Source organism: Arthrobacter sp. efr-133-R2A-63 (assembly GCF_030209795.1).
Lineage (GTDB): Bacteria > Actinomycetota > Actinomycetes > Actinomycetales > Micrococcaceae > Arthrobacter > Arthrobacter bambusae_A.
Window position 1 is genome coordinate 87,149 of record NZ_JARVRG010000021.1, and the last position, 24,072, is coordinate 111,220.

Sequence of the window (24,072 nt, forward strand, 5' to 3'; positions counted from 1 at the left end):
ACCTACGCCTTTTGCTTTTGCATCAACCTCTGCAACGGAGAGACATTGGCCGGAAGAGTCGCCGGCGCGGGAGCCGGAGAGGCTGCAGCCTTCGAATCGGCGGGGGAAAGCTTGGCTAGGATATTCGCGAGAGCAATTGCTTGCTGCCGGGCTTCAGCCAACGGCGCCGCGAACTTCACCTCAACGTTGACGTTGCGTTCCTCGCCGTCGTCCTCCCAGAGATGAACCCGGAACTGCATGAGGTTCAGGACGCCCTTGCCCTGGATGATGTTGTCCAACTCGTCCAAGCGGTCGGCCAGTCGGGCAGCCTCAAGCACAAGCGCATTCCGCGGGACATCTTCAGTCGCCATCGCCTCCCAGATCGACAAGCCGCGCTCACCAAGGCCAGGAGGAACATCCACGTCGACCTCCTAGAAGTTTGGGGCCGCGCCATCCACGAGAGCATTTTGAATGGGGTCAAAATGCCCTGCGAGCAAATGGCGCGGCGGCTACAAGAGCGGCCGAGGGAGGCTCGCCGGCCCCACGAGCCAGCTCGGGGGGATATTTTCGCTAATGCCTGGGGTGCGAACGGGAGGCCCCTGGGGAGGGGTCCTCCCCCATATCGGGGTATGGGGTTCTGGGATACGAGTTTTCGTATCTGGGGTTATCCACAGGTCACCATTTCCGGCTGGTTTTGAGTGGTTTGGCTGCCATGACGGTTGTTGCTTTGGGTGCAGCGCGGTTGCCTTTGGATTGGTTGCATCTGCGGCATATGACGATGACGTTTGATAGTTCGTCTCGTCCGCCTTTGGCGTGCGGGATGATGTGGTCTGCTTCGGCACTGCATGGCGTGAGCCCGACGTCGTAGTCGAGCGTGACACCGCAGTGAGGGCATCGCGTCTGGCCATTGGCTTTGGCCAGCTTCTTGGCTTGGCGTGAGACGCGCTTCCATGTGGCTGTGCCCGTGCGTGAGGTAGCGATGACTACCTCCTAATGCTTGTCTCTGGTTGTGCTTCCGGTTTGCCTGAGACGGTGGCCGGTATGAGGTGCCTTGGCTTGCGGGTCGCGGGACGAATGATGGTTTGCTTGCCGACGTTCCAAGGTCTTAGCCCCGTACCAATTCCGCGTTGCCATCTCCTGGGCTCGGCATCACATGTTCTTGGGGATGGTGTTTCCGGTGCAGCGGCAGGTGGGGCCTTGGCGGGTGGAGAGAGCAGGCACCCGGCTCCTACCTTGGTTCGCTTGCCGTTCGTGAGGCGGGGCGTGACTTTGACCGCCGCTACCGGAAAGTGGGTCTCCCCGGATTCGAACCGGGACTGTGCAGGTTTTGAAGCTGCTGTCTCTGCCGTTGGACTAGAGACCCTTGTGGCCCGCGCTCATGGGGGTTTGCGCGGGCTGGACGCTGCCTCTCGGCTGTGCCTCGATTCGGGGAACCATTGTGGTTCCCGTGGGCTGGGGCGGCTTTGCACCGCCGACGATTTCAGGTCGCCCTCATTTGTCCAGCCCTCCCGCAGCTCATGTTCTGCGGGCTATTCAGTTGTTGGTTCTTGTGCCAGGCCCGGGCTTGGCGCGCCTCGCCCGGGTCCAGCGTTGCAACGGTCACCAGCCGTTGCTCTTGCTTCCCGGTTCCCCGGGGAAGTGATTTGGGCAGTAAAAAAGCCGCTCCATCTGGAACGGCTTGCTTTTGTGAGACTACTAGCCCCAACGGCACTTAGCTTACTGGGAATTAACTCACACGTGCAACATCAGCCACCGGCGTGTTGGAGGCGGCGCGGAGCCATTTCAGATCGTCACCATTCCATTCGGCTCCGCATCCGTCGCAGTTCGCAGTCCAGTTGGCTGGAGGCGCGATCGCTTCGGTGTCGTCGTCCCAGTAATGGACTGCGAGACACGGTTCGCGCTCAGGACCGTAGAATCGCTGCCCGCAGGATGGGCAAGGGATCGATGGGCGCCACGGTGGTCGTTTGGATACGAGCAGGGCGCGGATTCCTTCGATCCATCCGAAGGTGATGGGCTCCAGGTATGCCTGCCATTCGCTTGATGCGGCTACGGCCCACGCTTGGAGAAGCGTTGTTGGGTTGCCTTGGTACTCGTTCCCGGTCATTTCGAAGTGCTCAGCGAGTGCTTGCTCTTTGATCTCGCGCTCTAGTTTGTCGGCCGCGGAGTTGATCATCATCCCGGCGCCGCCTGATCCGCCGCGGCCGACAGCGAAGTCAGAGGTGACGGCGGCCCGCAGTTCGGCGAGCAGTGGTGGGGCTTTGATGAAGGAGCCGTCGTCGGCCATTGTCATGTGCTCGTTGATGAGTTGGTGGATGTTATCCCTGAGAGTCATCGGCTGCCTCCGGCTTCGAGTTTCTGGATTTGCGTGCGGAATCCGGTGGTGACTTTGACGGGTGTGCGCGGGTCGATGTTGTGGTTGAGGGCGTTTTGGGCGAATGCGAAGACGTCGCCGACGGTCATGCCGGTTTTCTTGTCGTCAGCGGCGTGTTCGATCTTGATGTTGCTCATGGCTGCTCCTGGGTGATGGTGATGTCGAGTCCGCTTAGGTTTTCGGCCCAGACTTTGCGGATGTTCCAGTGGACGATTCGGGCGTCGTCTTTGATGACTTTGGATTTGGTGAGGGCGTCACCGACGGCGCGTTGGAGCTTGTCGAGATCCGGGGTACCGGCGGGCGCGTCGGCGTACTTGGTTGTCTTGGGTTTGGGTAGCCGGATCTCGCCCGCAATGGATACTGGCCCATCGATGGTCGTCCAGTTGAGTCCGGCAGCGGCTCGGGCTGCTCCTTCGACTGCAGCGCGCCAAGCGGGCAGCTTCTCGTCCATCTCGACCAAGACGATCTTCCGTCCACGCTTGAACGCTTTCTTGCTGCCTTGGCTGGCGGGGAGACCGTAGGCGACGACGCGCAGCGAGGTCATCGCCCGCCCCACTTTCGCCGGTCCCGCAGGAGGGTTGGATCGTGCGGGCGGTTCGGTGGTGGCGCTAATGCGGATGCGATTGATTCAACGACGTCGAGCACAGGTTTCACAGCCTCGGAGAACGCATCGATGATCGCTTGGTAGGCGATGCTCATGATGCGTTGGGCGTGCCCGAATCCGCGCTCGTGCCGATGGCAGGCTTCGATAGCCCGGAACTGGTCGGGCTTCGTGACGCGCACACTGCATGGTTCGCAGGTGTACGTCCAGCGAGCCTTGCCCTCTTTGCGGATCATGCGGCCACCGCCATCTGGAAGAGCCATATCGCCAGCACAATGGCGGTCGGTGCGATGACGAGATGACCGATGTGCGCGAGGTTGCTAGCCCATACGATCCGCCCGATAGCAACCCTGACGATGTTGGCCGAATACAGCAGTGCGACGAAGGCGCTGGCGATCGCAAGTGCGAGCAGCAGGTAGTTCATGAGTTCTCCTGAATGAGTGAAGCCGCCCCGGTTGGGACGGCTTCTTGGATGCTGGTTGAGTTGGCGACGCTCACAATGCTTGCCGTTCGTCGATGCTTTCGGCCTTTGCTTTGACGGCTTCGAGGTTCTTGGTGACGTACTTGAACGGGTCGAGTGCCCGCTGCGCCTCACTGATCGTTTCGTCGATGTTCCGGCGCACCTCGGCGGCGATTGAGCGACTGCGAGCCAGGTCGAGTATTCCGTCGGCGATGTCCTGATCGGTGACGTCTTTGCTGGCCAGGTAGGGCAGGCCTGTCCTGTATTCGTGCTTGCCCTTCTCGACGAGGTTCACGATCGCGTTGATTCGTTGCGTGTGCGGGCTTGCGAAGCCTCCGGCGCCGGTGAGCCTTAGTTCTTGCTCTCGTTGCTCGGCGCGTTCGGCGCGTTGCTTGTACGCGTCGCGGTCATATTCGGCGCGTTTCACGACGCCTTCAAGCCTGCCGACCATGTAAGCGGCGAGACGGGACAGTGCCGGTGCCATGTCGCCATCAGGGGTGAGCTTCGGAGCTTCCCTCAGGATCGTCATTGAGCGGGTGCGCCTGCCTGACGGAGGTGCCATGACGCCCCACAGGTCGGGGATGGTCAGGCCCTCGATCAAGGCCGGGTCGGCGACGACGAGATACCAGCGGGTACAGTACCGAAGCCATGGGTCTGCCTTCGTGGGATCGGCGAGCTCGGCCATGACGTCCGATCGGGTCACCTTGATCTCATGCCCGATCAGGGTGTTTGCCTTTGCCCCTGCGATGGATATGGGGGCAACAAGCAGGTCGGCCCGCCGGCGCCCGCCAGGGGCTCCGATCTCGGGCATGAAGAGATGCCCCATTGCGCGGCCGTCTGGGTTGTAGTGCTGGCGTAGGAGCTCGGTCATGCTGTGGGCGGTGTGCGTCACTTCCGTCACGGTTCTTCCTCGCTTTCAATGACTGAAGCCGCCTCTTCCGAGACGGCTTCGTGGTGTTTTCCGATGTGGGTTTGTGGGCGGATCCCGGCTTTGACGTCCGCCCAGCATGATCTGCAGGTGTGGGCGTCTTGCCCTATGTGGTCGGCACATGGTGGTGGCTTCGGTAGCTGGCGACGGGCGGCTTCCGGCCAGTGGGGCCCCGGATGGAAGATCGGCGCCGGCGTCTGGCATGTGGTTTCCATTGCCTTGGTGGTTGCGGCGATGGTCAGGGCGCCCAGGCTTGGGACGTCGCGGTGCTTGTCGATGAGTGACACCAGCGAGGCGACGGGCCAGTCTGGTCGGATCTCGTGGAGCAGGTAGGCGACGGCCCGCTTTTGCTGGTCTGTGATGATCAAATTGGGATTCCTTTCAAGCCAAAACGTCGCCTGACTTTCGCCGCTGGTTGTTGCCGATTTTCTGGGCTCTGGTGAGTTAAGAAACAGACTTGGTTGGCACTTTTAGGTGTAGGTGTGAAGGTGTAGGTGTTAGGTGCAGGTGTTACCGATGTCTTTCATGAAGGCATCCACAAACCCTTTCCCGATCCCGTTAGGAACCCTTTCCGGAAGGGTTTCCCGAACCCTTTACCGACTGGTTTATGCAGCCTCGTCGGATACCATTTCGCGGGGGTTTATTGACCGTCCCGCCATGGCATCCTTCAAGGCTCCCCAGCTGGTCCATTCCGGGTTCTCGGCCTTCAACCGGTGGAGCTCGTGGACGACGACGCCGCGGATCGTCCTGGACGCCACTGAGGCGTAAGCCTTGGCCACTGCGGCGCCCATGTTCCGTTGCTTGAGTAGTCCGTCGCTGCGCATGAATGAGCGGACCAGCACTTCTTCGGTGTCGTCGTCGGTCACGATGTAGACCTGTTCAATGAGCTCCTGTGCGGCGGATTCCAGTACGTCCAAGGTGAGGCCTTTCGCCTTCGGGACGATGCGCTTCAGCCGCCAATCCAAGACTCCGCAATGGGTCAGGTCGGCGTGTGTACTCAAATGGATGAACAACCATTGAGCCATTGGGGACAGGTCAAGGAAGTCATCATCAACCCAGATGCTCACTTTGATCTGCCCGTATTGCCTGGCCATTGAATATTCCTTTCTCAGTCGCTCGTGATTGTCATGCGGCTACTCCGAGCGATTCGGCGGCGATCATGCCGAGGTCGCGGGCGTTGGGCGGGCAGACGGCGTTGCCAGCTTGCTTGACCATTTCCCGCTTGGTTCCAGTCATCGTGTAGTCCTTGGGGAATGCCATGCCCCAGGTGACTTCGTGTGGTTCGAGCATGCGGAAGGTGCAGTCTTCGACGGCGGGCGGGTTGACTCCCATGAGTCCGTGGTGGTTTCCGTTGGCCGCGAACGTGTCCAGTGGGTCGTAGACGTCCTTGGGTGCGTTCTGACCACGCAACGTGATCATGGCGTAGCGGTCCACCGTCGTCAGCGTCCCGATCGGATCAGTGACTGTCTGCGGCTTGCTGGAACCGTAATACGGCATGAGCATCGCGTTGCCATGGTGTTCGCTCTTGCCTCCGGGGGCCAGCAGCAGCCCAGTCTCATTGCGGGTGGTCTGGGTCCGCATGGCTTCCCTGATGTCGCGGGCTTCCTTGCCTTCCCGGCCCTCGACCGGAACCAGAAGACCGCGGGTGTAGCTCGTGGTCTGGGTCTGGAACGGCTCGCTGTTCACCGCGGAAAGGATCTGTTCACCCCGGACGGCGTCGATCGCTACCGGCTGCGCGCCGTACTTGTCGAGCCCAGCATGGATTCGGGCCATAGTCTTAGGCGCCAAGGGCCCCGAGCCGATGAAGTCGCCAGACTTGTTGAAGTAATCCTTGACTGGGCGATCGCCAATTCGCTGGCCTTGAATGCCCCAGTCGATGGCATCTGCAGCTGGCCGCCAGGCGGGCTCCACAATTCGGTTGCGGCAGGACACCTTGGGGCAGCGGTAAAGGTACTGGGCGCGGTACCGGCCCCAGCGTTCGTTGGGCTTCTTGAACACTTGCAGCGCGCGCACGGTCTCGTCGCAGGACGGGCAGTATGCGAGCGGCCGGAGCTTGTCGAAGTCGGGCTTGGCGTTGCCTTCCTTCCAGAACATCACGTACATGCGGTCCCGGGACTGCGGCGCCGGGAGGCCGCCGAGCTGCGCGTGCATTGAGTTCATGTAGACGATGTGGTGCTCGTAACCGAGTGACTTCATGGCGAGCAACCAGGCGTCGAACATCAGCCACTTGGCGGCGTCCACGACGTTCTCGGTGATGATGATCTTGTAGTCGTGGATCTCGGCGAACCGGGGCACGTCCCACATGGTGGCCCGGGACTTGATGGCGGCCTCGTCGGGCAGCTTCTCGCCGAAGAGTGCTGTTTGCCGGGTGACCCGTTTCTTGCCTTTGGCCACACTGTGGTTGGTGCACTCCGGCGATGCCCACAGCATGTCCGTGGTCGAGATGAACTCCGGGTCAACTTGCTGGATGTCCGCGCAGACGTGATCAACCTCGGGATGGTTGGTGTTGTGCGTCTCGATCGCACGGGCCCAGTGGTTCATGGCCGTCTTGACCGTGATGCCCGGGACAGCAGAAAGGCCGGTGGATGATCCGCCGGCCCCGCAAAACATGTCTGTTACTGTGATCGTCATTTCGTGTCCCTCTCAGCGAAATCAGCCTTCGCCTTCTCAATGATTTGGTCCGGGTCTAGCCCGCGCTCGTTGGCCCATTGCCAGAGCATTTCGGGGTAGTGCTCGCCCCATTCGAGCCTGCTGTCGATCGCGGCTGCCATGGTGTCCGCCCAAAGCCGGTTGTAGCCCTGCACTTCGATGAGGACGTCGACAATGACGGCGTCCAGGAGGAAGGAGAAGCAGTGCATGTTGGCTTGGACAAGCCTGAGCTTGCGGGCTTCGTCGGTTTCGTCTGGCTTTCGATCGGAAAGACTCTGGTGGAAGTAGGTCTCCTGAATCAGGGCTTCCTTGATGTTCCGCTCGATGATCATGTCAGCGGTGACAACTGGCTCCGGCCATTCGCCTGGCAGCATGGGTTCTTCGCTCATGGCGTGCTCCTGAATTCGTCGCTGAGTAGTCCACACGGCTCGTAGGGGCAGTTGGCCCACAGCGTCAACCCGTGGGATTGGTCATGCCAGTCCGAGAACGTCTGCAGGTCGCCTGCGAAGTCTCGTTCCTCGTCGGCTGGGCAGTCGTCTTCGTGGTGGTAGCCGTTGTCCTCAAGAACAGAAGCATCAATGTCGATGTCCACGTTCACTGAGGTGTAGAAGGGCTTACGCTTTTTTGCCGCGCCGCTCATCAGAGCTTCACCGGCATGATGAGGTGGGCGAGTCCGTCGTGGCCGGTGATGAGTGCGGGTTTTGCCCGGTTCTTCTGGAATCCGATAGTCACTTGTTCGGATGGGGTGACGGCGAGTGACCAGGCGAAGTATCCGGGGTTGAAGGCAACCTCGACGTCGGTTCCGTCGAGCTCGCACGGTATGGTTTCCGTGCCAGTTGCGCCGACCCCGGTTCCAGCTTCGATGACCAATTCGGCGCCGCTGGCGGTAATGCGGACGGGCGTGTTTTGTTCTGCGACGAGCGATACTCGGCCCAGGACATCGGCTAGCTCGGAGCGGTCCACGGTGATTGTCGTTTCCGTGGACTCAGGGAAGAGAGTCTGGATCTTCGGGTATTCAAGGTCGAGGATCGTTGCCGTTGCGGCGCGGTTGCCGCTGCGGATCCCGAAGAGGTTTTCGCTAGCGAGAATCTGCGCTTCGCCAGCGAGGTTCTTGGCAGCTTCGGCGAGCCATGAGCCGCGTACGAGGACGCTGATGTCATCCCCGGCGGGCGCCCACGGAATGGTGGCTTGCGCGAGGCGGTAACGGTCGGTAGTCAGGAACGATAGCTGCGGCCCCTCGCTGACGATTTTTACGCCGGTGAGGACGGGCAGGGTGTTGTCTGTGGCTGCGGCGCCGATGACTTGGGCGACGGCGGCTGCGAAGACGTCACCGTCAACTTTCCCGGCTGCCGCGGGAAGTCCGGGCATGGGCGGGAAGTCTGCAACGGGCATGGTGCCGATCTTGAAGACCGCAGACCCGGATGTGAGGGTGGCGGCACTGCCGTTCACCTCGACGGTGACGGTCTTCTTGCCGAATTTGCGGATGATCTCGGTGAACATCTTCCCGGGAAGCAGCACGTTTCCGTCTGCGTGGACGTCGGCGGCCACACTGGTGCGGGCTGACTTGTCATAGTCGAAGCCGCTGATGCGCAGGGTGCCGGCCACGGCTTCGATGAGAAGGCCGGACAGGATCGGCATTGGCGGGCGCGGGTTGATACCTTTCGAGGCGTAAGCGGCTGCGTCGGCGAGGGCGTTGGCGGGGATGGTGAATTTCACGGTTGGTCTGCTTTCTTTGGGTGTACAGGGTGGAGCCGCTCCCAGTCGTCTACCTCGGCGGCGGCTAGTTGAAGGCCGAGCTTCCCGCCCCAGACTGGCGCGGGTAATGGGAGCGGATTCTTCTTTGGCGGGATGGGCTTGGCTGGCCGCGGTGGCGGTGGTTCTGGTGCCGGTTCAATCTCTGGTTCGTGCACCGGGTGCCATCTCTCGGGGTCCCGGTACACGTATGTCATGACGCTTCGGGCAACTCTTCGAGGTCGAACAGGGTTGGCATTCCGCGCTCGCGTTCTTCGGCTTCGAGGTACTTCACGGAGTCGAGGAAATATCCGGGGTTGAGCTCGCTGGAGCGGCCGCGGCGGCCAAGCTTCAAGGCCCGGAGCGGGACTGTGCCTAGACCGCCGAAGGGATCGAATACGAGGTCGCCCGGGTTGGTGTACCTGTTGATTAGCCGGTCAACAATGTCGAATTGGAGCGGGCAAACATGCATTTGGACGTTGCGCCGTTTCTGTTCGCCGTTGAGGGTGAGCATCCGGTTGACGTCGTGCCAAACATCCGGCGCCCAGGATCCGGGCATCAGGGACATGAACGTTGCTGGCAGCGCGCCCTTTCCTTGCAGCGCCTCGCCGATCTCGACATGCGATTCGTAGTCGTAGACCTCACGGAGCGTCTGATCCGTGAACAGGCGTGACCGCTGCTCGACGGGCAGCGCAGCGAGCTCGTCCGGGGTGAGGTGACGGTCGCCGCTTGAGCGCCAGTTGGCGTGAGCGTCGACCTGCCATCGGGCGAGTGAGTAGTCGTCCTTTTCCTTGGTCACCCGATCGTCGGCGTAACCCTTGGACCGGTCAGTCTGCGGCTTGTGGAAGAGCAGGATGTACTCGGGTGAGCCGACGCCCATCTTCGTTCCGTCCTTGCGCATCTCCGTGTACCCGAGCCGATAGGTCTGGTTGTTCTCGCGGACAACGTCGGTGACGACGGTGACCATCCCCATGTAGTCAAAGCCGTGCTTGATGCCGTGGAACAAGGCCTCCGCATGGAACGGGCTCACGGTTGGGATGCCGGCGCCGGTGACGTTGCCGAAGTTGATGCGGTCCTTCACATGGCAGGCGTAGATCCGGCCTGGCTTCATCACGCGCAGTAGCTGCGGGGTGAGGAAGTCCATTTGCGCCCAGAAGTGGTCGTTGTCGTCGGTGTGCCCGAAGTCGTTGTACGACGGCGTGTACTCGTAGTGGTTGCTGAAGGGGATGGACGTGACAACCATGTCGACACTGTTCTCGGCCATGTAGTTGGTGGCTTCGTCAACGCAATCGTTATTGGCCAGGGTCCAACCCTCGCCGGATGCTTCGATGCGCTCGACGCCCATTGAGCGGGTTAGGGCTTCGGTGATGGAGTTCCGGGCGAGCCCGTACTTTTTGATGATGTCGGTCATGGTGGATGTCAGCTCTCGGTGTTGCGCCCACTTGTCTTTGAGGGCGGTAACGACTTCCGTTTCGGACTCGGCATAGATCAGGTGCACGAAGCACGGCCGCGTCTGGCCGAAGCGGTGCGTCCTGTGGACGGCCTGAATGGTGTCGTTGAACTTGTAGGTGACGCCGGCGAAGATCGCTTTGTTCGCTTGCTGCAGGTTGAGGCCTTGGCCGAGCATGACGGGCTTGCCGATGAGCGCATACGTTTCGCGGTCCCGCCACTCATCGAGGCGTCGTTCTGCCCCGTCAGTGTCGAGCGAGCCGTGCACGCTGGAATAGCTCATCCCAGCGGCCTTGAGCGCCGCTTCGATGGCAGCCTGTTCGTCGTTCAGGTCGCACCACAGGATGATTTGGCCGTCGTCCTTGGCGTGGTGCTCTTCGACCATGGCCATGAGCTTCCCGATGCGGGCCGGGAGACTGTCGCGCTTCTCTTTGGCGACGCCCTGGAGATCCTTGGCGCCGCCACGGAACATTCGTGCCTGGCCGTCGCGGTCAACTCCGGCGGTGGAGTGGTCGACGGGAACCTCGCACCAGTCGATGCTCAGCGGCGGCAGGTCGTAGCCTTCATCTGAATACCCGAGGTCGGATGGCTTCTGGAGGAAGATCGACCACGAGTTCAGCCACATGAAGAACTCTTCGCGCTTGTGCTCGTAGAGCGTAAGGTTGTTCGCTTTGGTCGAGTCACGCTGGAACCAGCGGGTGAGCGCCTGGCCGGTGTCCATGACGCCCAAGAATCCGGCGTAGTGGATGAGCTCCTTGTATCGGTTGGGCGATGGCGTCGCGGTGGCAACGAACCGGTATTTCACCTTGTCGAACAGGCTGAGGAACGTCTGGTAGGTCTTGGAGCCGAAGCTTCGGAGCACTCCGGCTTCGTCCAGACTGACGGCCGTGAACTCGTTGACGTCGAGCTTTCCGTCACGCACGGTCTCGTAGTTGGTGATGTAGATGCCACCGCCGTGAAAGGCCATGTCCTTCACGCTGCGAATGAAGGTCACATCGATGTCGAGCTTGCGGCCGTCGCGAATGAACTCGCCGCGGACTCCGAGCGGCGCGACGATCAGGGCCCGGCCGCCAGCGTGCGCCAGTGTGAGGCGCAGCGTTTCGAGTTGCATGATGCTCTTGCCGAGTCCGAAGGCTGCGAAGATCGCCCGCCGTCCGCCTTCGACTGCCCAGCGCACAATGTCGCGCTGGTGCTCTTTGAGGATTGGGTTAACGGCCGTCGCCGGAACGGGATGCCCGTAGTTCCGCTCGAAGTCAGCTTTGGCGCGGAGGAAGTCTTTGTATTCCAAGGTGGTGCTCATCGGTCCTCCTTTGGGTATGAAAAGGGCCGCTTTGCAGCGGCCCTGAATTGGTTTCGGTTCTGGCGCATCACGTTGGCGATGGCCTGGACTTCTTGTGCGTGGTTTGGCATGTGCTTCTTTCGTTTGGTGCGCGGCGCCCGGCAGGGGGTCCGGGCGCCGCGGGCATGAAAAAAGGCCCGCAGTGGGGCCTTGCGTTTTGGTAGTACAGGTGTGCGGTTATCCCCAGCCGGGTTGGCTGGTCTGCGGCTGGTTTCCCCAACTGCCGGAGGTGTCTGGGGCAGCGCCCCATCCTTGGTCGGCCGGGGCTGCGGCCGGGACGTCATTGGCGGGTGCTTGGTGCCATCGGAGGTCTTTGCCGATGGTTTCGATACGCAGCTGGTCGGCGCGGCGTTTCTGGCCGCCTTCAATCTCCCATTCACGGGTTTCGAGCTCGCCGTAGAGGATGACGTTGTCACCCTTCTTCAAGGTGTTCGAGACGTTGTCGGCGAGCAGCATCTTGCCTTGGTTCCATGCTCGGCAGTCCCAGAACTTGCCTGGCTTGTTTTCCCATTCGTTCTTCTGCCGGTTGAACTTCCGGGGATTACCGATGACGGTGACTTTGGTAACCGCAGATCCGTCATCCATGTACTTCGGGTCGGTTACCTCATGGACTTTCCCGATGACCGTAATAAAGGTCTCGCCAGCCATCTAGGCAACCATCCCGTCTTCGATCACAATCCCGCGGCCGTCGCCGTCGCCAACCATTTCGATCCAGACTTGGAAGTCGTGCTCGCGGGCGATGGATTCGACCAGCGCCAGGTTGTCGGAGTCGAGCAGTGAACCGTCGGCGATGCGGATGACGCGCAGCTTCGGATTCAGGGCGATCGCCATGGCCAGCGAGACGCGCAATTGCTCGGCGCCGGAGGCTTGCTTGAACGGCACACCCCGGTAGGTCACGCCCGTGTCATCGAAGCCAAGATCATCGATCGGGAAAACTGCGGAAGCCAGGCCATCAGCCTTCTGCTTGTCGATAGCTTCGAGTTTCGCGCTCAGCTCTATGGCTTCAGCCTCGAGCTCATTGAGTTCATCGCTGGCGCGGATCCAAGACTCGAACAGCCGGACGTCGGCGTTGGTCTGCTCTGCGTTATCCAGCTGCGTCTGGATTGCTTCCAGATCAACCTTCGCCGGCGCCGTGGCCAGACGTTCTTCAGCGAGCTTGAGTTGGCACTCTGCATCAGCCAGTTCGCGCTTGACTCGCTCGACTTTGTCGGCCCATCCGTCACGGGCGGTAAGAGCAACGTCGATCTGATGGTTGAGGGTCTGGCCGTCTCGGAATTCCTTCAGCAGGTCAGTCACGCTGACGGGCTCAAGGTCGGCCATTTCCTTCGTGACCGTGATAGCGGCCGCTGCAGCCTTCGCGTTCTTCAGCTCGCGGTTGACCTCAGTGCGTTCATCGAAGAGCTCTTTGCGCTCGGCAGCCAGCTTGTCCGGGTCGAACGGCAGCTTCACGAGATCCAGCAGAGTGGCCAGTTGGTCCCGATCAGATAGCTGCGTGAATGCCAGCGGGTCGAGGGACAGCCTGCCGAGCATGTCATCAAGCTTCGCCTGGCCCTTCGGGTACACCGCGCCATCGTGCGACTTGACGAGGAGGGTCGGTCCGGAAGCGGTGAATTTGCGAGTGACGATGAGGTCTTCCGTTTCGAGGACGATCTCGGCGCGGTCCTCGCCGTCACGGATCGGCTTAGGCGTGGTCTTCCCGCTCACCCCACCCAGTGCCGCGGTGATGCTGTCGAGGATGGACGTCTTGCCCTGCCCATTCTTCCCGGCGACGATGACGAGGTTGCCGTCCGGATCCGGGACGATCTCAACTGCCTTCAGCCTTTTATAGTTGGTCGACTCGAGGCGGATAATCTTGCTCATGCGGTCTGCTCCTGGTGGTTGTCTTCTCGTACTGCTGCAAGGATTTTCTGCGCATCCTCGGCGCTGATCTTGTTCGGGTGATCCCATGCCGCGCCTATGACCTGCCCTGCGGTGGCGAGCATCTTGGGGCCGTCGCCTTCATACCCGGCTGCGGTCAGCGCGTTGGTGATCGCCTGCCATTGCGCCCGCCACGGCTCGGTAGAGGGTTCAGACAGGACGGCCACGGTGTGTTGCTTTACCTTCTTCTGGCTGATGCGCACAGGGATGGTGAACGGCTCATCAATGTGCGACATTGCGACCACTTCAACCCCGCCGACTTTTTCGCCCGCGTAGATCACTTCGGGGTTGTTGGCGAGCTTTACCAGCCGCCCAATCCACATATCGGATTCAGTGCCCCATGCGTGCGCGATTACCCGCAGCATCCCCTTAGATGGCTTCCAAGGGCGGCCGTCCATGCCCTCAAGGTCAACAATTACCGGCTTGGCTGTGTCACCTTTACGGACGTCCTTGATCGTTGCAACGATCGGCGATCCGGTGAGGTCTGAGGCGTTGAGTTGGTCCGATTTGGCTACTAGCGCCTTTGATATGTCCATTAGAAGGTGATCCCCAATTCTGCGAAGTGGTCGATGCGTTCGGTCATCGGCAGGCCTTCGACGGCGGCCAGGTAGCGGGAAATGATGTCTTCCGCGTTGTCTTCAAGGGTCTTAACCGTTTCGACAACGGCTTGCTGCCAGCGGTCGTCTGGTTCGACGCGCTTGGTATAGAGGGGCATCCCACCGCAGTAGGACACGTAGTCGATCCATTCCCGGCCGGATACAAGCAGGCCAGTCTGAAGCTGGGCCATGTTCTCTGCTGGCACCTCGTCTTCGATGATGGTTTTGAGCTGGATTTTCTGTTTCCGGGACTTGATCTCAATCAGGCCGTTCTCGCCAACGAGACCGTCTGGTGAGTAGCCGATGCGGAATCCCCAGTCGTCGCGGACCATGAAGCCAATCTCCGTGACGGGTGCGTGGTATTCGCTGTAAATGTTGCGGGCGTAGGGCTCGTCCAGGGCGCCGCGTTCCATGTCTCTTGAAACCTGCATTGGCTCGACATGCCCTGTGATGCGTTCGGCTACGAGCGTGGCAGTGAGGCCACGTGACGTGTCGCTGTTACTGTCTGCGGCGATCACCCGTTCCATCCCGCGTGCCGCTGCTGCGCGCGCTGGGTGGAGAGTTTTCAGTGGGCCGGGTGAGCGCTTCCCGGTGCAAGGGTCAGCGACAAATGCGCCACATTCCGGGCAGTCAGTTTCTATCGCTGACGGCTGGCGTGAAGTCACAAGCTGGCCGACGACGGACGCTGTCACAATCCCGCACCGTGCGGCTAACCACTCGTCAGACCCTTGCTCAAGGTTTCTGAACACTCGTAGGCTCATGTGTTTGCTCTTCTCTGTTTTGGGTATGAAAAAGGCCCCTCGTGGGGGCCGTGGTTATCGGATGCAGCCGCAGCGGCTGGCTGCGTCGGTTTCTTCGTCGTGGTTGACGGCGTTGCACCGGTCAGTGTGGTGGTGGCCGCATTTGGGGCAGTAAGGGTTACCCACCGGTCGCCGTTTCGGAGTTGAAGATGTCTTCGAGCTGGGCCCGGGGCATGGCGCGGAACTTCGCGATCAGCCGGTAGTTGCGTTCCGGATCGAGACCGTAGTTCGGCAAGTCGATCGGCCGGGTTGCGGTCGGGATCGTGACGACGGCCTCTACCTTGTTGGCCGCGATGATGACGCGGCGGGCCTCCATAACCGTGATGTTGTGCTCGCGTGCCTTCTTGAACACTTCGGCCGGCGTCGGGTTCGTCACCGGGTTCCGGGCCATGAGTTCGGCACTCATCGCGCTTCCCAAATGATGTGGTGGCGGCCCGGGAGAACGTGCGGGATGAGGTCAGCGAGTCGGCGGCCAAGCGTCCAACGGTTGGCGCGGCGGGGTGTGGTTGTCATTAGAATCCGTATTCCTTTCGGGCAGCGTCCGCATCATCAGCGGCGCGGGTGTCACGCTCGGCGTCGAGCAGGTCGTAGTCGATGTCCTCGGGTTCCTCAAGCAGCCGGTCATGGCGCATGGCGGCAGGGATCATGGTTGCGGCGCCAACGATGGTGGCGGCGAACACAAGAAACTGAAGACCGTTCATTGGGTTCCTTCTCTCTTGGTTTTGCGGGCCCAGGTTCGGGTCACGCCGTGCTTGCGGGACTTGCTGGTCGAGGTCTGGTAGCCGACGGCTTGGATAAGACCTTCTCTGCGGGCGGTCGCGAGAGCCTTGCCCGGCCAGTTCTTGTGCGCCGGTGGCCGCATTTCACGGCGCAGGTCGTCGGCTGAGAACACTTCATGCGCGAGGGAGATCGCGTCGATCGTCGCCACGGCGTCCTCAATCCAGTTGTTGTCCTCAAGGACCGCGGCCTTCACGAGTCGACCTCGTCGTAATGCGGGAGCGTCGCGAATCGCGTCCAGATCTCGGCTTCACGCTCGAAGATCAACTCAATGAAGGACTGCCCGCGAATGGCGCGCTCCCATAGCGCGTGAGCCGACCAGTACTCGGCTGCGAGCTCGGCGTCCGTGAGCCGCTTCTTGGCGCCAAGCTCGCGCTCAATGGATCGGTTGTCAGCCCAGTCCTCGTACGCGTATCCAAAATCGGAACGTGGCGGGCATTCTGGAATCGGCGGAAATATTGTCAGTTCGAGTGGCTTGCTCATGCACAGCTCACCGCCGTCTCGCGCAAAATGGTGTGGACATCGGTGTACTCGTCGTCGGCCTTCATGACCCCGCCTCAACGATCTCGGCAACGCGGTAGTCGAAGTCGATGCCCATGTCCGCGCAATCGCGCGTGGACTCATCCGCGAAAGCTAGGGCCGCGTCCCGCTCGTCGGCGCCAAAGGACCGAACGAACTGCCCGGACTTGCCGCCGACGACGGCGTAACCGATGACGATGGGCTTGCGGTGGCCGTCAGCCATGAGAGCGTCCGCGGCGTAACCAGCCCAAGCCAACTGACTGCCCTTGAGCCGGCGGTTGCCCTTGAGGTCAATCTGAGTGTTGGCCCGGTTCGATTGGTAGATGACCTTCCGGATCTTGTCGCGGGCGTTCACGCTGCCAACCTCCGAGCCTTGTAGGCTTCGATGTCTTCTTTGATGCGTTTCTGCCGGGCAATCTCCAGAGCGAGGGTGATCTCTTCCGGCCGCAACTTCGGTTCGTACTGCTTCTGCTTCGGTTTCCCGGACTCAACCGGGACCGTCTGGACGCCATGACGTGCGGCGCGGGTAACAGTCCGGTCGTTCATGCTGCCAACCGCCTGGCTGCGTTGGCTTCGTTCTGGGCGGCGCGTTCGGCGAGGACATTCTCGACGGCGGTTTCGCCGGTGGGATCTTGATGATCAAGGAAGAAAGCGTCGAGGTCGACCGGGCCGCGCTCGTCATGCAGCTTTTGCATCCGGCGAGCGGTCTTCTTCATCTCGGAAAATGTGGCGGTGATGCCGTGCTTGGCGTTGTAGGTGGAGAGTTTGGACAGGTAATCAGGTTTCGATGGCATGACAAATAGACCCTTCTTCTCGCAAAGAACACGAGAGTGATGGTTAGTTCATGGTGTTTGCCCAGACGTGGGCGAAGGGTGCCAGAGAGTGGCGAGGCCGGCTAAGCGGCGGGGTGGTGCTTAGGCGGAGAGTTTGCGGAGTGCGGCGGCGATGCGGTCTTTGTCGTATCCGCCGCGTCGCGTTCCGGCGATGATCTGTGCTATTTCGTCTTGCTGGTCTGGAGAGAATCGGTAGAGGCGGCCTATGCGATCACATGGCCACTCCCCTGTCTGCGCCTTTGTCCGAACCGTGTCGTCACTTATCCGGTACTTGGCCGCCATGTCCTGCGTCGTTGCATAGGACTCTGAATGCCTGGTCATTGCCTAGGCCGCGTTTCCAGTGAGGGTGGCCGGCAGGAGTGTTGATGGGGGGACGTCTATGGCCCCGGCGATCTTTCCGAACTCTAGGAAGGTGAGGCTGCGGCCGCCGGTGAGGCTGCGGCGTAGTGTCGGGTATGAGATCCCGGTTGCGTCGGATAGGGCTCGGACGTTGGTTCCCTTGACGATCAAGGCGTTGGTGATACGGTGTGCGATTTCGCAGTCTGTGGCGTGGTTTGATCCACCTTGGGGAGTAGTCATAAAACTACTGTAAGTACTCGTTCGAGTAATCGCAAGTATCCGAACGAGTAATCTCAAGGATGTAATTCAAGTAGTCATCTCACTACATGAGTAGTCGGATGTGTTGCAAATCGACCCGAACGGATACTAAAGTTTCTCATATGGCTACTTATGGAGAGCGTTTAGAAGCGGCGCTCGCAAAACAGATCACTGTTGAGCTGGCAGAACGCGGCATGACACAGAAGGACCTGGCCGAGGCGGTAGGCATCGGGCGGCCCGCGATGAACCACTACATCAAGGGCCACAAGTCGATGCCGATGCCTACCTTCTTCAAGGTTGCCGAAGCCCTGGGGCTTACTGCTCAGGTTCTGATGGAGCGTGCTGAGACTCGACTCTCCTAACGAGCGCTGACGCGAGTATGCCAGCCATGGCCGCGTAGTCGCCTAGATCCTTTACCGTCCGGATCGCCACCGTTACGCCATGAAGTGATACGCCCGCCATCATTGATGCTCCCCATTTTTTCGAAGATATGTTCTAGTCAAGACCATAGTCGATGCATCCGACAAAGCGCATACACGACGATTCTGAAAGTACCCTGAGGCCTCTTTCGCTGGGCCAAATCTACCCCATATGGGGTAGGACTTTTTAATCTCGCCTTTGCCGTCCGAGTTTGCCCGAAGGGAGCTATATCGTTACGCGCATCTACCCCATATGGACTTATCTAAGCCATATGGGGTAGAATCGCGCCCCTCAAGGATTCAGGCCCGAGGGGGCTTTACGATCATGTCTATGCCCACAGGTAAACAGCCGGAAGCCGGCCCGTTCGCGCGCGCCATTTCGGCTGAGATCCGCGAATCTATGGCACGCCAGCGCGTAAGCGGTCCTATGCTGGCCGGGCGGACGGGCATCTCGCAGAGCTACTTGTCGCGACGCCTACTGGACAAGGTCGCTTTCACGGCCAACGACATCGAGGCGATCTGCAAGGCCCTCGGCGAAGACATCCTGGCCCTCATCGCGGCGGCCGTCGATGCCGCTGGGCTCTCCACTGAGACTCCCCCGGAACGTCCTTCCTAGCGTCGCCCAGCATGCGGCAGGCGAGCCCAATTCCGGCCCCCCATTGGGGGGAAGCCGCTCCGAAGTCCCCCCAATTCGCCGGTTTTTCCGGTTTCAATATTCCGGGCCAAATGAGCCTACTCCCCTTTGTTTGTAAGGTAGGATCGGTGTTCAAGCCGGTCTTGGAAATGGGGTTCAAATCCCCCCGTCTCCGCGTTTTGGCCCCGGTCTTCGGACCGGGGCCTTTTTGCGTCCCGGGCCTTTTGCCGGACCGCGAGCCCATGGGACCGAGGGACCGCGAGCGCGAGAGGCCGCTGACAAGGTCCTTGAATTTTTCGCAGCCCTAGCGCCGCTTCTGGGCCTTGCTCGCAACACCACGACTGACTTCGGCTCCGGCGTGTCGGTGCAGGGTGAGGCTGTCCACCGTGCTCAGGAGCATCACGGCAGCCATCGCGAGGAAAGCGCTACGGTACGCGGAGGATGGGCCGCCGCCGAAAAGCGACACATGGTCGAAGAGACGCAGGAAGAGCGCACCCACTGCGATACCGGCACCCGCGGCCAGTTGAACCAATGTTGCCGACACCGCGTTGGCAGAGGGAAGCTCCCCCGGAACAATGTCCGCGTACTGCACGGAGGCGTACGCCGAGAATCCGATCGAACGGAATGCCCCGCTGGCCAGGAGCAAAGCGATAATCAGCGGCTCCGGAGTCCCCGCATTGAGCGCTGCACAAGCGGCAAAGGTGACGGCCGAGGCAAATGAGGCGAAGACCAACACGGGTTTGAATCCGAACCGCCGAATGATGGGCGTCGTTGCGGGCTTGATGCCGATGTTGCCGACGAATACCGCGGCCACCATGGCTCCGGACCTCAGCGGATCCCAGCCAAAGCCGTCCTGGAACAACAATGGCAGCAGGAAAGGCACCGAGCTGATGGTCAGGCGATAGATGAACCCTCCGGTGGAGGTGGCCCGGAACGTGCGCGTGGCGAAAACCCGGAGATCGAAGAGCGGAGCCTTGGCCTTGAGCATCCACCAGGCCGCTCCGGCCAATGCCAATGCACCGGCCAACAGCACGACTGCCGGCACCACACCGCCACCATGACCGCCAATCCCTTCAAGACCCACAACAAGCGATCCGACACCGAAGGTGGTGAGCGTGAGCCCGCGCCAATCGAGCCGTCGGCCAGCATCGCCTCCCGTACGCGGAACCAGCCTCAGGGCTGCGATGAAGGCTGCGAGGCCCAGCGGCACGTTGATCAGGAAGATCCAGTGCCAGGACAGATAGGTAGTGAAAGCTCCGCCCACAAGGGGCGCTAAAACGGGCGCCAGCAACCCAGGCCAGACAAGGAATGCCGTGGCTCGGAGGAGCTCCGATTTGGGCGTGCCACGCAACACTACGAGAGTCCCTACCGGAACCATCATGGCCCCGCCAGCGCCCTGTGCCACGCGGCTCAAGGTCAGCAGGGTGAGGTTCTGGCTCGCAGCGCAAAGCAGCGAAGCCAAGGTGAACACGGCGATCGCCAGGCAGAAAATCCGACGCGCACCAAAGCGTTCCGCGAGCCAACTGCTGAGCGGAATCCCCATCGCCACGGTTACCAAGTAGGCAGTCATGGTGATGTTGACGTCGGCCGAGACCACTTTGAAGTCGGCCGCGATGCTCGGCATGGCAGTAGTCAGGACTGTTCCGTCCAGGAACTCCATGAAAAAGGTGGCGGCCACGAGCAAAGCGAGCCGCGGCTGCCACTTGGATTCGGACTGGACGTCCGGGACGGAGCCGGTCACGCTGCTTGACCGAGGACGAGAGGCAGCACTGATCCGGCTCCCGCCTGCCTGAGGGCCCGGCCGGCAACGGTCATCGTCCATCGGCTGTCCGCCAGGTCATCGACCAAGAGGATGCCTTGACCGCCGAGCGAGGCAAGGCTCTCTCCAAGTTCGGGACCCACCACAAGGCGCTCCCAGACGCCGGCCAGCCGATAGGCGCTGTTGCCGCCCCGCCCGCCCGTTGGTCCCCCGTGTTGGAGTTGGAGGGAACCCAAATACGGCATCTGGCCGATTCCGGCTATGCCGCGGGCCAGGGATTCGACCAGCACCGGTTTGTTCCTGGACGGAACGCTCACGACGGCAGCCGGGCGCCCTTGACCGCTCCACCCGGTGGATCGGCCGTCTCCGGCAGACCATTCGCGCAAGACCTGTACGCAGGCCTGCAACATGGCAGGTTCAACCTCGCGGTCAGCCGCCCCGGCGGCAAAGAGTTCACGGAGGGCACCACCCCAGCCGAGGTCGGTCAGGCGTGCCAGGATGCGCCCTTCGGACAGCAACTCCTCCGGCTTGATCTTGCCTTTCACGCTCACGCCCAGCCGGTCCATGCCGCTGGGCCATTGAAGCCTGGGTTCGAGCGCAAGACCCGCTCGCCGCAGGGTTTGACCGGCGGCGTCGGCGGCTGCTGCTGCCACGTCCGCCGGAAACCACTTGCCGGCACAATTGTCGCAGCGGCCGCATTCACGCGCGGACTCGTCGTCCAGGACCGCGGTGATGTATTCCATGCGGCACCCGGCGGTGTCCTGGTAGATCACCATGGAATCCTGCTCGTCCACCCGTGCCTCGGCGATACGGGCGTAGCGCTCGGCGTCGTAAATCCAGGGACGTCCCGTGGATTTCCAGCCACCGCCTACGCGCTCCACCGCTCCATCCACGGCCAGGACCTTCAGCAGGAGTTCCAAGGGAGTCCGGCGCAGGTCCACCCGCGCTTCGAGTGCCACGGTGGACAAGGCAGAGCCGGATTCGGCCAAGACGTTGAGCACGGCGGCGGCCTTTTCCTCCGACGGCATTGACGCAGTCGCAAAGTATTGCCAGATCTCGCGGTCCTCGGATCCGGGCAGAAGAAGCACGTCGGCATTTGCTGCGCCACGGCCGGCACGGCCGACTTGCTGGTAGTAGGCCACCGGGGATGACGGCGCGCCAAGGTGGATGACGAACCCGAGATCCGGTTTGTCGAAGCCCATGCCGAGCGCCGACGTGGCAACCAGCGCCTTCACCTCGTTGTCCTTAAGGAGTTGCTCGGCCCGCTCGCGATCCGCGGGGTCCGTCCGTCCGGTGTAGGACAAGACGTTGTGGCCTGCCTCGGAGAGGAGCCTGGCGGTGTCTTCAGCGGCCGAAACGGTCAGCGCATAGATGATTCCGCTGCCTGGCATGTCTGCAAGGTGGGTCAGCAACCACCCAAGGCGATCCCGCGAATCGGCGAGCTTCAAGACCCCCAGCCGCAAGGACTCACGGCCGAGCTCCCCGCGGATGGTCAATACTCCGGCACCGAGCTGCTCTTCGATGTCGTGGACCACCCGGGAGTTGGCCGTGGCTGTGGTGGCGAGCACTGGAGCACTGTCCGGCAGTTGCTCGATGAGGTCGGAGATGCGCCGGTAGTCGGGGCGGAAATCGTGTCCCCAGTCCGAAATACAGTGTGCCTCGTCAATCACCAGGAGACCGGTGCGCCGAATGAGCTCGGGAAGCTGGTTCTCCCGAAACGAAGGATTGGTAAGCCGCTCCGGCGAAACCAGGAGTACATCAACCTCGTCCGCGGCCAGCTGCTCCCGGACGTTGTCCCACTCAAGTTGATTGGCGGAGTTGATCGCAACGGCCCTCACGCCAGCACGTGCGGCTGCCGCCACTTGGTCCCGCATGAGTGCGAGCAGCGGCGAAACGATGAGGGTGGGACCTGCGCCCCGGCGCCTCAACAACAACGACGAGACGAAGTACACAGCCGACTTGCCCCAGCCCGTCCGCTGCACCACCAAGGCGCGCCTTCCGGCGTCGACGAGGGCCTCAATCGCCTCGTACTGGCCGTCGTGGAATCGGGCGTCCGCGTTTCCGACCAGCTCTTTCAGTACTTCAAGGGCCTGCAGCCGGGTGGTGGACTGTTCTGCTGCGAGTAGGGCAGCATCCGGGTTGTTGGGCATGGCTTCAGTATTCCAGCCCCCACAGACAGCCAGAACCCGTGACTTCATCTATGTGGACAAACGTTTTCAACATAGATGAAGTCCCGGCGTAGCGACGACCTCGCTCCACAGTAAGATTGAGCGCGTGACTAGCGAGCAGAACAAGACATTTGACCTCTCGGCTTCCTTCAAGGCCTATGACGTCCGGGGAATCGTCGGCGAATCCATCACATCCCACATCGTGGAATCCGTCGGCGCGGCCTTCGTCGACACCCTCGGCCTCGCTGGCGAGACTGTGCTGGTTGGCGGCGATATGCGCCCGTCATCCCCTGAATTCATCAAGGCATTCGCCGACGGCGCCGCCCGTCGCGGCGCCAATGTCCAGCTCCTGGACCTCATCTCCACCGACGAGCTCTACTACGCGTGCGGCGCCCTCAATGCAGCCGGCGCCACGTTCACCGCAAGCCACAACCCCGCCGAGTACAACGGCATCAAGATGTCCAAGGCCGGCGCCCAGCCGATTTCGTCCGAAACAGGCCTCAAGGAAATCCAGGCAATGGCTGAGGAGTACCTCAACACGGGAAGCATTCCGGCCGCAGAGGTGCAGGGCAAGATCAGCACCCGCGATGTCCTGAAGGACTACTCGGAGTACTTGCGCAGCCTGGTTGACCTGAACGGCTCGCGTCCGCTGAAGATCGTCGTCGACGCCGGAAACGGCATGGCCGGGCTGACCACCCCAGCAGTGCTTGGCGACCAGCTGCTTCCCGCCCTGCCGTTCGAGATCGTCCCCCTGTACTTTGAGTTGGATGGCTCCTTCCCGAATCATCCGGCCAATCCCCTTGAGCCCGAAAACCTGCGCGATCTGCAGGCCGCAGTCATCGAGCACGGCGCGGATATCGGCCTGGCGTTCGACGGTGACGCCGACCGCTGCTTCGTGATCGACGAGAAGGGCGAACCGGTATCTCCGTCTGCCATCACCGGGATGGTTGCGCGCCGGGAAATCGCCCGCGCACAGGCCGCCGGTGAAGAGACCCCCGTGATCATCCACAACCTGCTGACCTCGCGGGCAGTCCCGGAACTCGTGGCGATGGATGGTGGCAGGGCTGTGCGCACGCGCGTGGGGCACTCGTTCATCAAGGCCGTCATGGCAGAAGAAGGAGCCGTCTTCGGCGGCGAACACTCGGCACACTTCTATTTCCGCGATTTCTGGAACGCCGACACCGGCATGCTCGCAGCCATGCACGTCTTGGCGGCATTGGGCGAGCAGGACGGTCCGCTGTCCGAGCTTGGCCGCCAGTACGAGCCTTACGTCTCTTCCGGTGAAATCAATTCCGAAATCGAAGACAAGGCAGGGGCCATTGAGCGGGTCCGCGTCGATTTCGACGGCGAAGACGTCGACGTGGACACCATGGATGGCAGCACCTTCACCGCGAAAGACGGCAGCTGGTGGTTCAATCTTCGTCCGTCCAACACGGAGCCCTTCTTGCGCCTGAACGCCGAGGCGAAGGACGTTGCCACCATGGAAAAGGTCCGGGACCGCGTCCTCGCGCTGGTCCGGTCCTAGCAGGCAGCCCCGGAAGGGAGC

At 61.5% G+C, this 24,072-nt stretch carries 32 protein-coding genes and 1 tRNA gene; 3 read left to right on the forward strand and 30 right to left on the reverse strand.

Going from position 1 to position 24,072, the window contains the following annotated elements; all coding sequences use genetic code 11:
* Window positions 1-2: 2 nt before the first annotated feature.
* The 28 genes from QRN45_RS11165 to QRN45_RS11295 all read right to left on the reverse strand — a co-directional run bounded on the left by QRN45_RS11165 (window position 3) and on the right by QRN45_RS11295 (window position 17,528).
* Window positions 3-401, reverse strand: a complete 399-nt coding sequence (locus QRN45_RS11165) for a hypothetical protein (RefSeq protein WP_284763401.1) — start codon at window positions 399-401, stop codon at window positions 3-5.
* A gap of 253 nt (window positions 402-654) precedes the next feature.
* Complete coding sequence (locus QRN45_RS20915; protein ID WP_350309769.1) at window positions 655-960, reverse strand: HNH endonuclease; 306 nt, start codon at window positions 958-960, stop codon at window positions 655-657.
* A 309-nt stretch (window positions 961-1,269) separates the two neighbouring features.
* Window positions 1,270-1,342: transfer RNA gene (locus QRN45_RS11170), tRNA-Leu, on the reverse strand.
* Between the two features lie 363 nt (window positions 1,343-1,705).
* A complete protein-coding gene (locus tag QRN45_RS11175) occupies window positions 1,706-2,311 on the reverse strand; it encodes a hypothetical protein (RefSeq protein WP_284763402.1) in 606 nt (201 codons plus the stop codon).
* A complete protein-coding gene (locus tag QRN45_RS11180) occupies window positions 2,308-2,487 on the reverse strand; it encodes a hypothetical protein (protein ID WP_284763403.1) in 180 nt (59 codons plus the stop codon). The genes QRN45_RS11175 and QRN45_RS11180 overlap by 4 nt, the downstream gene beginning before the upstream one ends.
* Window positions 2,484-2,894, reverse strand: a complete 411-nt coding sequence (locus tag QRN45_RS11185; RefSeq protein WP_284763404.1) for a RusA family crossover junction endodeoxyribonuclease — start codon at window positions 2,892-2,894, stop codon at window positions 2,484-2,486. Before QRN45_RS11185 ends, QRN45_RS11180 begins: the two co-directional genes overlap by 4 nt.
* A complete protein-coding gene (locus tag QRN45_RS11190; protein ID WP_284763405.1) occupies window positions 2,891-3,187 on the reverse strand; it encodes a hypothetical protein in 297 nt (98 codons plus the stop codon). Before QRN45_RS11190 ends, QRN45_RS11185 begins: the two co-directional genes overlap by 4 nt.
* The gene (locus QRN45_RS11195; protein ID WP_284763406.1) at window positions 3,184-3,375 is read right to left on the reverse strand and encodes a hypothetical protein; all 192 of its coding nucleotides are present in this window, start codon (window positions 3,373-3,375) and stop codon (window positions 3,184-3,186) included. Before QRN45_RS11195 ends, QRN45_RS11190 begins: the two co-directional genes overlap by 4 nt.
* Window positions 3,376-3,445: 70 nt before the next feature.
* Window positions 3,446-4,312, reverse strand: a complete 867-nt coding sequence (locus QRN45_RS11200) for a hypothetical protein (protein ID WP_284763407.1) — start codon at window positions 4,310-4,312, stop codon at window positions 3,446-3,448.
* Window positions 4,309-4,707, reverse strand: a complete 399-nt coding sequence (locus tag QRN45_RS11205) for a hypothetical protein (protein ID WP_284763408.1) — start codon at window positions 4,705-4,707, stop codon at window positions 4,309-4,311. Before QRN45_RS11205 ends, QRN45_RS11200 begins: the two co-directional genes overlap by 4 nt.
* Before the next feature lie 237 nt (window positions 4,708-4,944).
* Window positions 4,945-5,433 (reverse strand): hypothetical protein, encoded by a 489-nt coding sequence (locus tag QRN45_RS11210; protein WP_284763409.1) that lies wholly within the window; start codon window positions 5,431-5,433, stop codon window positions 4,945-4,947.
* Window positions 5,434-5,464: 31 nt separating this feature from the next.
* Window positions 5,465-6,970, reverse strand: coding sequence for a DNA cytosine methyltransferase (locus QRN45_RS11215; protein WP_284763410.1), 1,506 nt, complete (start codon window positions 6,968-6,970; stop codon window positions 5,465-5,467).
* Entirely contained in the window at window positions 6,967-7,377 is a 411-nt protein-coding gene (locus QRN45_RS11220) for a hypothetical protein (RefSeq protein WP_284763411.1), read from the reverse strand. The genes QRN45_RS11215 and QRN45_RS11220 overlap by 4 nt, the downstream gene beginning before the upstream one ends.
* The gene (locus QRN45_RS11225; protein ID WP_284763412.1) at window positions 7,374-7,628 is read right to left on the reverse strand and encodes a hypothetical protein; all 255 of its coding nucleotides are present in this window, start codon (window positions 7,626-7,628) and stop codon (window positions 7,374-7,376) included. Before QRN45_RS11225 ends, QRN45_RS11220 begins: the two co-directional genes overlap by 4 nt.
* The gene (gene dnaN, locus QRN45_RS11230) at window positions 7,628-8,704 is read right to left on the reverse strand and encodes a DNA polymerase III subunit beta (protein ID WP_284763413.1); all 1,077 of its coding nucleotides are present in this window, start codon (window positions 8,702-8,704) and stop codon (window positions 7,628-7,630) included. The genes QRN45_RS11225 and dnaN overlap by 1 nt, the downstream gene beginning before the upstream one ends.
* A gap of 229 nt (window positions 8,705-8,933) precedes the next feature.
* On the reverse strand, window positions 8,934-11,468 hold the full coding sequence (locus QRN45_RS11235) for a DNA methyltransferase (RefSeq protein WP_284763414.1): 2,535 nt from the start codon (window positions 11,466-11,468) through the stop codon (window positions 8,934-8,936).
* Between the two features lie 216 nt (window positions 11,469-11,684).
* Window positions 11,685-12,155 (reverse strand): single-stranded DNA-binding protein, encoded by a 471-nt coding sequence (locus tag QRN45_RS11240; RefSeq protein WP_284763415.1) that lies wholly within the window; start codon window positions 12,153-12,155, stop codon window positions 11,685-11,687.
* A complete protein-coding gene (locus QRN45_RS11245; RefSeq protein WP_284763416.1) occupies window positions 12,156-13,367 on the reverse strand; it encodes an AAA family ATPase in 1,212 nt (403 codons plus the stop codon).
* Window positions 13,364-13,960, reverse strand: coding sequence for a hypothetical protein (locus QRN45_RS11250; RefSeq protein ID WP_284763417.1), 597 nt, complete (start codon window positions 13,958-13,960; stop codon window positions 13,364-13,366). Before QRN45_RS11250 ends, QRN45_RS11245 begins: the two co-directional genes overlap by 4 nt.
* Window positions 13,960-14,781: a YqaJ viral recombinase family protein gene (locus QRN45_RS11255; RefSeq protein ID WP_284763418.1), complete on the reverse strand. Its 822-nt coding sequence runs from the start codon at window positions 14,779-14,781 to the stop codon at window positions 13,960-13,962. The genes QRN45_RS11250 and QRN45_RS11255 overlap by 1 nt, the downstream gene beginning before the upstream one ends.
* Window positions 14,782-14,938: 157 nt before the next feature.
* The gene (locus QRN45_RS11260; protein WP_284763419.1) at window positions 14,939-15,226 is read right to left on the reverse strand and encodes a hypothetical protein; all 288 of its coding nucleotides are present in this window, start codon (window positions 15,224-15,226) and stop codon (window positions 14,939-14,941) included.
* Between the two features lie 106 nt (window positions 15,227-15,332).
* Entirely contained in the window at window positions 15,333-15,521 is a 189-nt protein-coding gene (locus QRN45_RS11265; protein WP_284763420.1) for a hypothetical protein, read from the reverse strand.
* Entirely contained in the window at window positions 15,518-15,793 is a 276-nt protein-coding gene (locus tag QRN45_RS11270; RefSeq protein ID WP_284763421.1) for a hypothetical protein, read from the reverse strand. Before QRN45_RS11270 ends, QRN45_RS11265 begins: the two co-directional genes overlap by 4 nt.
* Complete coding sequence (locus tag QRN45_RS11275; RefSeq protein ID WP_284763422.1) at window positions 15,790-16,080, reverse strand: hypothetical protein; 291 nt, start codon at window positions 16,078-16,080, stop codon at window positions 15,790-15,792. The genes QRN45_RS11270 and QRN45_RS11275 overlap by 4 nt, the downstream gene beginning before the upstream one ends.
* Window positions 16,081-16,141: 61 nt before the next feature.
* On the reverse strand, window positions 16,142-16,471 hold the full coding sequence (locus tag QRN45_RS11280) for a hypothetical protein (RefSeq protein ID WP_284763423.1): 330 nt from the start codon (window positions 16,469-16,471) through the stop codon (window positions 16,142-16,144).
* Window positions 16,468-16,662 (reverse strand): hypothetical protein, encoded by a 195-nt coding sequence (locus QRN45_RS11285; RefSeq protein WP_284763424.1) that lies wholly within the window; start codon window positions 16,660-16,662, stop codon window positions 16,468-16,470. The genes QRN45_RS11280 and QRN45_RS11285 overlap by 4 nt, the downstream gene beginning before the upstream one ends.
* Window positions 16,659-16,910: a hypothetical protein gene (locus QRN45_RS11290; protein ID WP_284763425.1), complete on the reverse strand. Its 252-nt coding sequence runs from the start codon at window positions 16,908-16,910 to the stop codon at window positions 16,659-16,661. The genes QRN45_RS11285 and QRN45_RS11290 overlap by 4 nt, the downstream gene beginning before the upstream one ends.
* A 363-nt stretch (window positions 16,911-17,273) precedes the next feature.
* Window positions 17,274-17,528: a hypothetical protein gene (locus QRN45_RS11295; protein WP_284763426.1), complete on the reverse strand. Its 255-nt coding sequence runs from the start codon at window positions 17,526-17,528 to the stop codon at window positions 17,274-17,276.
* 140 nt (window positions 17,529-17,668) lie between these two features.
* Between QRN45_RS11295 and QRN45_RS11300 the strand changes: the two genes are divergently transcribed.
* Together QRN45_RS11300 and QRN45_RS11305 are read left to right on the forward strand one after the other, a co-directional pair.
* On the forward strand, window positions 17,669-17,908 hold the full coding sequence (locus tag QRN45_RS11300) for a helix-turn-helix domain-containing protein (RefSeq protein ID WP_284763427.1): 240 nt from the start codon (window positions 17,669-17,671) through the stop codon (window positions 17,906-17,908).
* A gap of 388 nt (window positions 17,909-18,296) precedes the next feature.
* A complete protein-coding gene (locus QRN45_RS11305; RefSeq protein ID WP_284763428.1) occupies window positions 18,297-18,581 on the forward strand; it encodes a helix-turn-helix domain-containing protein in 285 nt (94 codons plus the stop codon).
* Between the two features lie 322 nt (window positions 18,582-18,903).
* Here QRN45_RS11305 and QRN45_RS11310 read toward each other — a convergent pair whose 3' ends face one another.
* Window positions 18,904-20,421, reverse strand: coding sequence for an MFS transporter (locus QRN45_RS11310; protein ID WP_502870714.1), 1,518 nt, complete (start codon window positions 20,419-20,421; stop codon window positions 18,904-18,906).
* Window positions 20,337-22,508: a RecQ family ATP-dependent DNA helicase gene (locus tag QRN45_RS11315; protein ID WP_284763430.1), complete on the reverse strand. Its 2,172-nt coding sequence runs from the start codon at window positions 22,506-22,508 to the stop codon at window positions 20,337-20,339. The genes QRN45_RS11310 and QRN45_RS11315 overlap by 85 nt, the downstream gene beginning before the upstream one ends.
* 124 nt (window positions 22,509-22,632) lie before the next feature.
* Between QRN45_RS11315 and QRN45_RS11320 the strand changes: the two genes are divergently transcribed.
* Window positions 22,633-24,051 (forward strand): phosphomannomutase/phosphoglucomutase, encoded by a 1,419-nt coding sequence (locus QRN45_RS11320; RefSeq protein ID WP_284763431.1) that lies wholly within the window; start codon window positions 22,633-22,635, stop codon window positions 24,049-24,051.
* Window positions 24,052-24,072 lie beyond the last annotated feature (21 nt).